The organism is Actinoplanes rectilineatus (assembly GCF_000962825.1).
Classification (GTDB): domain Bacteria; phylum Actinomycetota; class Actinomycetes; order Mycobacteriales; family Micromonosporaceae; genus Actinoplanes; species Actinoplanes rectilineatus.
This window is the reverse complement of sequence record NZ_JZKF01000004.1, coordinates 207,842-219,542: the sequence shown is the minus strand read 5'-3', so window position 1 is coordinate 219,542 and position 11,701 is coordinate 207,842. Positions and strand designations below refer to the sequence as shown.

12 protein-coding genes are annotated in these 11,701 nt (G+C 69.1%); 11 read left to right on the top strand and 1 reads right to left on the bottom strand.

Features of this window, described 5'->3' with window-relative positions:
* Position 1 precedes the first annotated feature (1 nt).
* Positions 2-1,579, bottom strand: a complete 1,578-nt coding sequence (locus WH85_RS04640) for an NAD(P)-binding domain-containing protein (RefSeq protein ID WP_083448791.1) — start codon at positions 1,577-1,579, stop codon at positions 2-4.
* 222 nt (positions 1,580-1,801) lie between these two features.
* Here WH85_RS04640 and WH85_RS53965 point away from each other — a divergent pair, with 222 nt between their 5' ends.
* From WH85_RS53965 to WH85_RS50005, 11 genes are all read left to right on the top strand, one after another.
* The gene (locus tag WH85_RS53965) at positions 1,802-2,527 is read left to right on the top strand and encodes a metalloregulator ArsR/SmtB family transcription factor (protein ID WP_045740376.1); all 726 of its coding nucleotides are present in this window, start codon (positions 1,802-1,804) and stop codon (positions 2,525-2,527) included.
* Positions 2,528-2,530: 3 nt separating this feature from the next.
* Positions 2,531-3,637, top strand: coding sequence for an ACR3 family arsenite efflux transporter (gene arsB / locus WH85_RS04630; protein WP_045740375.1), 1,107 nt, complete (start codon positions 2,531-2,533; stop codon positions 3,635-3,637).
* The gene (locus WH85_RS04625) at positions 3,634-4,248 is read left to right on the top strand and encodes an arsenate reductase/protein-tyrosine-phosphatase family protein (RefSeq protein ID WP_045740374.1); all 615 of its coding nucleotides are present in this window, start codon (positions 3,634-3,636) and stop codon (positions 4,246-4,248) included. The genes arsB and WH85_RS04625 overlap by 4 nt, the downstream gene beginning before the upstream one ends.
* Before the next feature lie 14 nt (positions 4,249-4,262).
* Positions 4,263-4,748 carry a GNAT family N-acetyltransferase gene (locus tag WH85_RS04620; protein ID WP_157410778.1) on the top strand — a complete coding sequence of 162 codons (486 nt, stop codon included), beginning with the start codon at positions 4,263-4,265 and terminating at the stop codon, positions 4,746-4,748.
* Between the two features lie 14 nt (positions 4,749-4,762).
* Positions 4,763-5,170, top strand: coding sequence for an arsenate reductase ArsC (locus WH85_RS04615; RefSeq protein ID WP_045740372.1), 408 nt, complete (start codon positions 4,763-4,765; stop codon positions 5,168-5,170).
* Between the two features lie 58 nt (positions 5,171-5,228).
* Entirely contained in the window at positions 5,229-6,188 is a 960-nt protein-coding gene (gene trxB, locus WH85_RS04610) for a thioredoxin-disulfide reductase (protein WP_045740371.1), read from the top strand.
* Between the two features lie 137 nt (positions 6,189-6,325).
* Positions 6,326-7,807, top strand: coding sequence for a hypothetical protein (locus tag WH85_RS04605; protein ID WP_045740370.1), 1,482 nt, complete (start codon positions 6,326-6,328; stop codon positions 7,805-7,807).
* A 100-nt stretch (positions 7,808-7,907) separates the two neighbouring features.
* Positions 7,908-8,591 (top strand): arsenate reductase/protein-tyrosine-phosphatase family protein, encoded by a 684-nt coding sequence (locus tag WH85_RS04600; RefSeq protein ID WP_045740369.1) that lies wholly within the window; start codon positions 7,908-7,910, stop codon positions 8,589-8,591.
* Complete coding sequence (locus WH85_RS52750; protein ID WP_045740368.1) at positions 8,584-9,255, top strand: arsenate reductase/protein-tyrosine-phosphatase family protein; 672 nt, start codon at positions 8,584-8,586, stop codon at positions 9,253-9,255. The genes WH85_RS04600 and WH85_RS52750 overlap by 8 nt, the downstream gene beginning before the upstream one ends.
* The gene (locus WH85_RS04590; RefSeq protein ID WP_045740367.1) at positions 9,255-10,637 is read left to right on the top strand and encodes an FAD-dependent oxidoreductase; all 1,383 of its coding nucleotides are present in this window, start codon (positions 9,255-9,257) and stop codon (positions 10,635-10,637) included. Before WH85_RS52750 ends, WH85_RS04590 begins: the two co-directional genes overlap by 1 nt.
* Positions 10,638-10,938: 301 nt before the next feature.
* The gene (locus WH85_RS50005) at positions 10,939-11,568 is read left to right on the top strand and encodes a hypothetical protein (protein WP_157410768.1); all 630 of its coding nucleotides are present in this window, start codon (positions 10,939-10,941) and stop codon (positions 11,566-11,568) included.
* Positions 11,569-11,701: the final 133 nt, after the last annotated feature.

The following is an 11,701-nucleotide window of genomic DNA, read 5'->3' as shown; positions in this document are numbered from 1 at the left end:
TTCAGCTGCAGCAGCCGCCGGCCTGGCTGTCGTCGGCCCCGCCGCCGATGGTGACCAGGGTCAGCGGCGCCGACAGCAGACCCCCGGCGATCCCGGTCGCCAGACCACGGCCGGCCGCGACCGGCTCGGCTTCGGCGGCCGGTGCGCCGCAGCAGCCACCACCCGCGGCGATGGTGTCGTCGCCTTCGACCGGGTTGCTGTTGCACACCCCGGTCTCCGGCAGATCGAGCTGCACGTCGCGGGCGGCGGCCCAGTCCCCGGCCAGGGCGGCCACCACGGAACGGGCCTGCTCGTAGCCGGTGGCCAGCAGGAACGTCGGGGCCCGGCCGTAGGACTTCACCCCGAGGGCGTAGAAGCCGGGCTCCGGGTGGGTGAGCTCGTCGACGCCGTGCGGCGGGACGGTGCCACAGGAGTGCTCGTTCGGGTCGATCACCGGGGCCAGCAGCCGGGTGGAACCGAGGATCGGATCGAGGTCCAGGCGCAGTTCGCCGGCGATGGAGTGGTCCGGGCGGAAGCCGGTCGCGGACACGATCCGGTCCACCACGACGCTGTGCGCGCCGTCGGAGACCTCGACGCCGTCGGGTCCGGTGGCCAGGCTGCGGACGCCGAAGCCGGTGAGCAGGGTGATGGTGCCGTTGTCGACATGGGCGCGCAGCCTCGAGCCGAGGGCACCGCGGGCGGGCAGGGCGTCGGCGGATTCGCCGCCGTAGGCGCGGGCCGGGCTCGCCGCCCGGATCGCCCAGGTCACGGTGGTGCCCGGCTCCTGCTCGGCGAGTTCGGCCAGGTTGAGCAGGGTGTTGGCGGCGGAGTGACCGGCCCCGACGACCAGGGTGCGGCGGCCGGCGAACCGGTCCCGGTCGCGGCCGAGGACGTCCGGCAGCGCTGTCTCGATGTGCGTGGCGGCGTCGGTCTCGCCGTGCGCGGGGATGCCGGAGGCGCCGAGCACGTTCGGGGTGCCCCAGGTGCCGGACGCGTCGATGACCGCGGCGGCGAGGATGTCCTCGCCGTCGGCCAGGCGGACCAGGAACGGGGTGTTGTCGCGGCCGACAGTGCGGACCCGGTCGAGACCGAGCCGGGTGATGGCGACGACCCGGGCGCCGTAACGAAGGTTCGACTTGATCGCCGGCAGATCGGCCAAGGGCTGCAGGTAGTCGTCGGCGAGCTGGGCGCCGGTAGGCAGCTTGTCGTCGTCGGGGCGCACCCAGCCGGCCTCGGTGAGCAGCCGGGCCGCTGCGGCGTCGATGTTGAACCGCCACGGTGAGAACAGCCGGACGTGACCCCACTGGCGTACGGCCGCAGCCGGGTGCTCGCCGGCCTCGAGGACCACGAAGCGCAGGCCGCGTTCGGTCAGCTGCGCGGCGGCGGCCAGACCGACCGGACCCGCGCCGACGACCACCACGGGCAGCGGCTCACCGGCGTGCTCGATCGGTGATCCGGCCGGGCGGGCAACAGCCGTCACGCTTTCATCAGTTTCTGCTGATGCGTTGTCGGTGCAGCAGCCGGCACCGGCGTCGATCGCCTCGGCCTTGGCGGCCGGGGTGCAGCACTCGGTGCTGGTGGCGTCAGGGTTCTCGCTCATCGAACGGATCTCCTTGAATGGTGGACGGCAGGTGCGCGGAAGCTGTAGGTGCAGGTCAACCAGGGCTAGAGTGGAAGGCGGGCCAGGTCGGAGCGGGTCGAATTACCACCACCCCCACGCCGGGACGCTGTGGGTATCAGTTCCGCCTGATGCTTACCTAGATTTTGGTCGAACTGCTGGTTCTACCTTGCAATGCGGTTAGACCACTGTCAAGCTAAACGCATGTCTGTTCTTCCGGTCGTCGACCGTTCGGGTCCGGTCTGCTGCCCGCCGCTGCAGGTCGAAGCGCTGGCCACGCAGACCGCGGGCCAGTTGGCGCCGATGTTCAAAGCGCTCAGCGATCCGATCCGGTTGCGGCTGCTGTCACTGATCGCCTCGACGTCCGAGGTGTGTGTCTGCGATCTGACCGACGCGTTCGAGGTCACCGGGGCCACCATCTCGCATCACCTGCGGGTGTTGCGCGAGGCCGGCATGGTCGACGTCGAGCGCCGCGGCACGTGGGCCTACTACCGGGTCAAGCGCGAAGCCCTCGATCTTCTCGGGGAGCTGCTGACCGGCTCAGCGGAGCCACAGGACCGGCCGGCGGGCGGGTTCCGTGAGGCGCCGAAAAGGCAGATGCCGATCACTGCCACCCATCAGAGCCAACTGATATCAGCCAATCCTGATGTGGTGCGGTTGCTCGGCGACCCGCTGCGGGCGCAGATCGTTCGGCTCCTGGCCAACGGTCCGGCGACCACCTCGCACCTGGTGGTTGACACCGGTGCGAAGCAACCGAACGTGTCCGGGCACCTCAAGCAGCTCCGTGAGGCGGGCGTAGTCACCACCGAGCCGCGGGGCCGTTTCACGTACTACCGGCTTGTGCCGGAATCCTTGCAGGGTGCGGCCCTGCATCTTGCCGACCTGGCCGCTGACGCGGCTGCCCACTCCGAGACCTTCCGGGACTGCTGACTCATGACCAGTACCACCGCAGCCGGCGACTCCTCGCCGGCGGTCGTCGGGCGCCTGTCGCGCCTCGACCAGTTCCTGCCCCTGTGGATCGGTCTGGCCATGGTCGCCGGGCTACTGCTGGGCCGGCTCATCCCTGGCCTGAACACCGCCCTGGAGGCGGTGAAGGTCACCGGGATCTCCCTGCCGATCGCGCTGGGCCTGCTGATCATGATGTACCCGGTCCTGGCGAAGGTCCGCTACGACCGCCTGGACACCGTCACCGGCGACAAACGCCTGCTGATCTCCTCGCTGGTCATCAACTGGCTGATCGGCCCGGCCGTCATGTTCGCCCTGGCCTGGATCTTCCTGGCCGACCACGCGGAGTACCGCACCGGGCTGATCATCGTCGGGCTGGCCCGGTGCATCGCCATGGTCATCATCTGGAACGACCTGGCCTGCGGCGACCGGGAAGCCGCCGCCGTCCTGGTCGCCCTCAACTCCGTCTTCCAGGTCATCGCCTTCGGCGTGCTCGGCTGGTTCTACCTGACGGTCCTGCCCGGCTGGCTCAACCTGTCCGGCGCCGACCTTGAGGTGTCCGGCTGGGACATTGCCCGCAATGTGCTCATCTTCCTCGGCATCCCGCTGCTGGCCGGCTTCCTCACCCGCCGCTTCGGGGAAAAGGCCAAGGGCCGCACCTGGTACGAGGAGAAGTTCATCCCCCGCATCGGGCCCGTGGCCTTGTACGGGCTGCTGTTCACCATCGTGATCCTGTTCGCGCTGCAGGGCGACGCCATCACGAACAAGCCGTGGGACGTCGTGCTCATCGCGGTGCCGCTGCTGGTCTACTTCGCCGTCATGTGGGGCGGGTCCTACGCCCTGGGCAAGGCCATCGGCCTGAACTACGAACGCACCACCACCCTCGCGTTCACCGCTGCGGGCAATAACTTCGAGCTCGCCATCGCCGTCGCCATCGGCACGTTCGGCGTCACCAGCGGTCAAGCCCTCGCTGGGGTCGTCGGCCCGCTCATCGAAGTGCCGGTCCTGGTCGGCCTGGTCTACGTCAGCCTGGCCCTGCGGCGCCGGCTCTTCGGCCAGTCCCCCGCCGTCCCGGCGGCCTCGGAGCGGGTATGAGCGACCTCGACGCGTTCCTCGATCAGGTCCGCACCAGCCTGACCACGCAGTTCGCCGAGGCGGTGGGCGCGGAGACGGTCGGCCGCTACGTCAACGAGTCGTACGTGGCGCTGTACCGCACCGCGCACGCTGACCAGCAGCTGCCGGACAAGGCACGCCGGTTCACCGTCGACCGGCTCACCGCTCTGGCGCAGGCCACCGGGGCACTGGGCAAACCGGTGCCGGAAGCGCTGTTCCTGTGCATCCACAACGCCGGCCGTTCCCAGATGGCCGCCGCGTTGATGGCCCACCACGGCCGCGGCCGGGTCAATGCCCGTTCCGCCGGGTCCCAGCCCGACGCAACCGTGTCGAAGTCCGCCACGGCGGTCCTGGCGGAGATCGGCGTCGACCTGGCCGGCGCTTTCCCGAAACCGTTGACCGACGACGTCCTGCGCGCCGCCGACGTGGTCGTCATCGCCGGCGGCGGTGACGCCTGCCCCCGGGTACCCGGCCCCCGCTACGACGTGTGGGACCTGCCCCACCCGCCCGGCAGCGATCTGGACGCCGTACGGGCGGTCCGCGACGACATCGACGCCCGGGTCCAGAAGCTGCTCGCGGAGCTCACCGCGTGACGGACACACCCCGCCTGACCGTGGCGCCCATGACTTCCGCCCACGCCGAAGCGGTCCTGGCCATCTACGCGGCCGGGATCGCCACCGGCAACGCCACCTTCGAGACCACTCCCCCGGCCTGGGAGACGTTCGACGCGGCCCGGCTGCCCGGCCACCGCTACGTCGCCCTCGACGGCAACACGGTCACCGGCTGGATCGCGTGTTCCCCGGTGTCGGCCAGGCCCGTCTACGCCGGGGTCGTCGAGCACTCCGTGTACGTCGACCCTGCGCACGGCGGCCGCGGTATCGGGCGGGTCCTGCTCGAAGCCCTCATCGCCTCGACCGAGGCAGCCGGGATCTGGACGATTCAGTCCGGCATCTTCCCTGAGAACACCGCCAGTCTCGCCCTGCACCACCGGTGCGGGTTCCGCGAGATCGGCGTCCGCGAACGCGTCGGCAAGCACGATGGGGTGTGGCGCGACGTCATCCTGCTCGAACGCCGCAGCCCCACCATCACCTGAGAAGGAGCACCACCGTGTCCGACAAACCCAGCGTCCTGTTCGTCTGCGTCCACAACGCCGGCCGCTCGCAGATGGCCGCCGGCTGGCTGCGCCACCTCGCCGGCGACACCGTCGAGGTCCGGTCCGCCGGATCCGAACCCGCCGACCAGATCAACCCGGCCGCGGTCGAAGCCATGCGCGAGGTCGGCATCGACATCACCGACCAGACCCCCAAGATCCTCGAGTACGACACCGTCGAGTCCTCCGACGTCATCGTCACCATGGGCTGCGGCGACGCCTGCCCGTACTTCCCCGGCAAGCGCTACGAGGACTGGAAACTCGAAGACCCGGCCGGCAAGGGCGTCGAGTCGGTCCGCCCAATCCGCGACGACATCAAGGCCCGGATCGAGAAACTGCTCGCCGACCTCGTCCCCGCCGCCTGAAACCACCGGGCCACCGCCGGCCACCGCAGCGCGGCCGGCCCCCTCGAAAGGCTCTGACGTGGACGAGATCCGCAACCTGATCATCATCGGCTCCGGTCCGTCCGGCTACACCGCGGCGCTCTACGCGGCCCGGGCCAACCTCAAGCCCCTCGTGATCGAGGGTGTGCAGTCCGGTGGTGCGCTGATGACCACCACCGAGGTCGAGAACTTCCCGGGTCACCCGGACGGCATCATGGGCCCCGAGCTCATGGACAACATGCGCAAGCAGGCCGAGAAGTTCGGCGCCGAGTTCATCACCGACGACGTCACCCGGGTCGAGCTGGGCGACAAGCCGACCGAGGTCGGGGCCGAGGGTCTGAAGACGGTCTGGGTAGGCGAGAAGGAATACTTCGCCCGCGCCGTCATCCTCTCCACCGGTTCGGCCTGGCGCCCGCTGGGCGTCCCCGGCGAGCAGGAGCTGCTCGGCCACGGCGTCTCCTCGTGTGCCACCTGTGACGGCTTCTTCTTCCGCAAGCAGGACATCATCGTGGTCGGCGGTGGCGACTCCGCGATGGAGGAGGCCACCTTCCTGACCCGCTTCGCCGAGACCGTGACGATCGTGCACCGCCGCGACTCGTTCCGGGCCAGCAAGGTGATGGCGCTGCGCGCGAGCCACAACCCGAAGATCAAGGTCGAGTGGAACAGCGTCGTCGAGGAGATCCTCGGTGACGACGGCAAGGTGGTCGGCGCCCGGCTGCGCAACCTGCAGACGAACGAGACCAAGGTGCTCGACGTCACCGGCGTCTTCGTCGCCATCGGCCACGACCCCCGCAGCGAGCTGTTCAAGGGTCAGGTCGAGATGGACGACGAGGGCTACGTCAAGGTCGACGCACCCAGCACGCGCACCAACGTTCCAGGCGTGTTCGCCGCCGGCGACCTCGTCGACCACACCTACCGCCAGGCCATCACGGCTTCCGGCACCGGTTGCGCCGCCGCGCTCGACGCGGAACGCTTCATCGCCTCGTTCATCGAGCTCTGAGGACGCCCGGCCGGACTGGGGCGCGGCTGGCCGGTGCGGCTGGTTCCGCGCCCCAGCACCAGCTCGTCGCCGGGCACTGTCCTGTGCGGGGCCGGTTCGTCCCGGAACCCGGTTGTTGCCGATGAGACGATGGCACGGTGAACCATGAGCCGGACCGCGACTACTCCTATCGGGAGTTCAGCGACTTCGTCCGCTGCTTCAACCAGGAAGCGCTGCTGACCGCCGTCGCGCATCACGCTCTGTCGTTGCCGTCGCACCTGAACGGCTCCGACGACGCCAAGTTCATCACGACACCGCCATGGGCCCTCGCCGCAGTGGCCAAAGCGTCGATCTGCCACGGCAACGCCTACCGCACCCGGACGCCGCAGGCCTCCGACGTGGTCATGGCGTGCCACATGCACAGCCGGCTGGAGCCAGAAGAACTCGATCAGCCGGACCTGAACTCGCCCTTCGCCATCCTGGCGCGCACCCTGTACGAGCAGTTCCCGTACCAGGAGTCGATCTTCGAGGAACTGGCACGTCCAGCGGCGTTCTTCGACGACTACTCCGGTCGCAGCCCCCTGGAAGTGGTGACGCAGAAGTCGCTGCACGACCTCATCGGTGCGCCGATGACGACCGCCGCAGCCATCGCGATGATGCTGACCACCTCGGCCCGCCACAACGGCGGACTATTCGACCCGGCCTGGCTCGCCCAGCCGAACTTCACCCCGCTGCTGACGGTCCTGCCGCGTGAGGAGATCCTGGCCGTCATCGACTCCGTCTTCGCCGGCAGCATGACTGAGTTCCGCGACCAGGACGCTGTGGCGTCGGCGAAGGTCCCGCTGCCGTACCTCGACAGGTACGCGTTCAACCCGCTGACCTCGCGCCCGTTCGTGCGCCTGTCCGATCGGCGGCTGCTGGCCCCGGTGCCCCAGCTGATCGCGCGCCGGCTCTCCCCCCTGGAGCTGTACTACACCGGGCTGCAGCGATGGGGATCAGCGTTCACCCGCGACATGGGGGCCCTGTTCGAGGACTACCTGGGCCGCCAGTTCGCCACGCTGCCCGAGGCCACCGTCCACCCGGAAGTCGTGTACAAGCAACGCCGACAGGAGCTGAAGAGCATCGACTGGTTCGTCGTGTTCGACGACATGGTCATCCTCATCGAGGCAAAAGCTACCCGGTCCCCGCTCGGCGCACGGGCGGCCGACGCATCGGCGCAGCACGCCTACACCGCCACGCTCGGCGATGCGTTCAAGCAGCTCGGGCGCACCCTGGACAACATCCGGGCCGGTACGCCGGAGTTCGCTCACATTCCGACCGACCGGCCGATCATCGGCATGGTCGCGACCCTCGACCCCTGGTATATCGCCAACAGTTTCGGCCGCGCCTTCCTGCCGACGCCGTCGCTACCGACCGTCGTGGCCTCTGTCCGCGAGATCGAGCACCTGATCTCGATCGGCCAGCGCCGCCCGGCGTCGACCGTGCTGGCCGAGATCATGCGAGACGGTGACGAGCGCCAGACGTGGGAGTTGGGTGTGGCGCTCCACGACTTCTACGAGCCGGCCGACCGCAACCCGATCCTTGATGAGGCGTGGCACCGTATGCCGTTCGGCACCCGGCCACCTGCCACAGCCGGGTAGGACGGCACCGCCCCGCCCCGGGGCCACTGGTTCAACCGCGACGCCTTGTTCATCTGCCGTTCCCTTGACCACCCAAACTTACTCAGTAACCATTGAGTCAATGAATACTGATTCTTCCTCACTGCGGATGCGGGCCCGGATCCACGCCGCACTCGGTGAGCCGGCCCGGCTCGCAATCGTGGACACCCTCACGCTCGGTGACGCGTCACCCGGCGAGATCGCCCACACCTTGCAACTGCCGACGAACCTTGTCGCGCACCACGTCAAAGTCCTGCAGGACGCTGGGATACTGACCCGCAGCCGTTCCGAGGGCGACCGCAGACGCACCTACCTGAGCCTGCGACCACAGGCACTGGTCTCCCTGGCCCCGCAGCGGTTGGACGCGGTGAAGCGGGTGGTGTTCGTCTGCACCCACAACTCCGCCCGCTCGCAGATAGCCGCCGCGCTGCTGCGCCAGCGAACCGGCCAGCCGGTCGCCTCAGCCGGAACCCACCCCGCCCCGCGCGTGCATCCCCGAGCCGTGACCGTGGCCCGCCGCCACGGGCTGAGCCTGGACCCTGGTGCCACCGCGCACGTCAGCGACGTCGTCGCCGACGACGATCTGGTTATTGCGGTCTGCGACAACGCCCACGAAGACCTCACCGATCAGGCCCGGTTGCACTGGTCGGTGCCCGACCCTGCCCCGGCCGACACCGACGAGGCGTTCGAGGCTGCCTTCACCGCGATCGCATCCCGCGTCGACCGCCTCATCCCCGCCCTCACCACGGAGCCCACCCATGACTGACGTTGCGTCCTTCACCCGCCAAAATCTGTCCGTCGACCAGCAACTGGCCCTGCGCACCGCCGCGGTCAACCTCGGCCGCACCTTCGACGGAATCTACGGCCCGGAGACCATCGAACGGTTCCTGCACACCAGCTACGAGCAGTTCGCCACCATCGGCAGTGTCCCGAACTTCCTGCCGCTGCTCGCCGAACGATTCGCCCGGCAACGCCTGCAGGCCCTGGCCAAGGTGGAAGGCCGCCGCGATGACGGCAAGCCCGTCGTGTTGTTCCTGTGCACCCACAACGCCGGGCGCTCCCAGATGGCCCTCGGCTTCTTCACCGCCCTCGCCGGCGACCGGGCCACGGCCTGGTCCGGCGGTTCCGAACCCGGCAGCCAGATCAACGCCGCCGCCATCGCGGCGATGACCGAACGCGGCATCGACATCGCCGGTGAGTACCCGAAGCCGTGGACCGACGAGGTCGTCCGGGCGGCCGACATGGTCATCACCATGGGCTGCGGCGACGCCTGCCCGGTGTTTCCCGGTACCCGCTACGAGAACTGGGACCTCGACGACCCCGCCGGTCTCGACGTCGCCGACGTGCGCCCGATCCGCGACGAACTCGAGCGCCGCGTGCGGGCCCTGCTCGACCAGCTCGACGTCCCCGCGACCGGTCAGAGCGTCTGATGCGGCTGCTGGTCATCGGGGGCAGCGACGCCGGTATCAGCGCCGGCCTGGCCGCCCGCGAGTACGACCCCACCGCTGAGGTCACATTGCTGGTCGCCGACCGGTACCCGAACTTCAGCATCTGCGGCATCCCGTACCACGTCTCCGGTGACGTGCCGCAGTGGCGGCACCTGGCCCACCGCAGCGCCGACGACCTCAAAGATGCCGGCCTGCACCTGCGCCTAGAGCACCGCGCCACCACCATCGACCCGCAGGCCCACACCGTTACCGCCACCACCCCGGACGGCGGCACGGTGACCCTGGACTACGACCGGCTCGTCGTCGGCACCGGCGCGCTACCCGCGCTCCCGCCGATCACCGGCCTCGAGCACCTCGGCCCCACTGACGGCGTGCACGTACTGCATTCCATGGGCGACATGTTCGCCGTCCTCACCTCCCTGGAGAAACGGGCGGCACGGTCCGCGGTCGTGGTCGGCGCCGGCTACATCGGCCTGGAGATGGCCGAAGCCCTGACCACCCGCGGCCTGCAGGTCACCCTGCTGGAACAACTCGACCAGGTCATGCCCACCATCGACGCGGAACTCGCGGCCCCGCTCGCCGAACACCTGCGCGAGCACGGCGTGAACGTGCAGCACGGCACGAAGGTCCACACCATCCGCACCGACGGCACCTCACTGGCCGTCGACACCGACCGGGGCAGTCATCCCGGCGACATCGTCCTGGTCGTGACCGGGGTACGCCCCGACGTCGACCTCGCCGGCACAGCCGGAGCCGAGCTGGGCGTGCGCGGGGCGATCCGCGTGGACCGGCAGATGCGTGCCAGCCTGCCCGACGTCTACGCCGCCGGTGACTGCGTCCACACCTACCACCGCCTGCTCGACCAGGACGTCTACCTCCCGCTGGGTAGCACTGCCCACAAACAAGGGCGCGTAGCAGGGATCAACGCCGTCGGCGGCGACGCCACCTTCGCCGGCCCTCTGGGCACCCAGGCCGTCAAAGTCTTCGACCTCGTCGCCGCCGGCACCGGCCTGCGCGACGCCGCCGCCCGCCAAGCCGGCTTCGACCCGGTCACCGTGGCAACCACCGCCGACGACCACAAGGCCTACTACCCCGACGCCACACCCGTGCACCTTCGCATCACCGGCGACCGTCGCACCGGGCGGCTGCTCGGCGCGCAACTTCTCGGCGCCCGTGGCGCGGAGATCGCCAAACGGGTCGACACGTACGCCACCGCGATCAGCTACAACGCCACCGTCGATGACATCGCCGATCTCGACCTCTCCTACACCCCACCACTGGGCAGCCCCTGGGACGCCGTCCAGATCGCCACCACCGCCTGGCGTCGTCAGCTGCGTGCTGGCCTCACCGACAACCAATCGTAGAACGCGTCCGCCAACGAGATGCGTGCGTTGCAGCCACCAGCGACCCTGCGACGATCCTCAGCGTGTCCTTTAAGGACGTCCCGGCGAACGACCGAGCCCTTTACTCGCCTCCGGTATCTTCGTATGTCGGTGAACACCCGCATTCAGATAAGTCATTAATGCACCCATGAGAAGGCCGCCTGCACTCCTCGGTGCAAGAGGTGCTTGGCAGTTGATCTTGCAGGTCCGACATGCGTGCAGCGTCGCCCGACCTTCTCGTAAAGCGGATGTTCATCGCGACTTGTGGTTCCATACTGGAGGCATGGGCATGACGGATGCGCAGGTGCCGCAGCAACGGCGACGGCCACGTGATGCGGGCTGCTTACGGTGTCGGCGCCTTGATCAGCTGGCGAGTGTGCCGGCTGCCGTGCGTGACGGCCGCTCCACCGGCACGGTGCGCGGCAGCGTGACCGGACGATTCGGCTACGACGTGCCGGTCAGGGGTCACGTGGTTCAGGTCAGTGCGCTTGCTCGTGCGTTGGCCGCGCCGCAGCGGCCGCGTACGGTGACCGGGCCGGCTGTCGGGCTCGGTGGATCTGCTCTTCTGGCGTTGTGGAATCTGCAGCTGGCGGTGATGGATCCGGCTGACGGTACGGCGTGGTTCGGGGTGTTGTTCTTCGCCGTCGTGGCGGTCGGCGCCGGCTGGGTGCTGCGGGCGCGGCACCGTCACCTGGTGGCGGTGGGTCCGTTGATGGACGATGCGATCGGACTTTGGCGGCAGTCGTGGTATTGCCGCCGATGCGGAGTCGTCAGCGTCTACGGGTCCGGGACGCCTGCGGCTGTGGCGGTCAACGGCTTCGCGTCTGCGTTGGTGACCATGGCTCAGCAGCGGCGTCAGCAAAGTCCGCCTCTTGTGCGTCCGCGTCCGACGTCGGCTGATACCACTCGTTGACCGGCCGACACACCCGATTCGATGCGGAACCAGTGTTCGGCCTTTCACACGTAGTCATTGCTGGTGGCGCTGAACAGATTGTCTGCACGTAGTGACTATGGTGGGGGCTGATACCGCGGCGGCCGATCGGGCC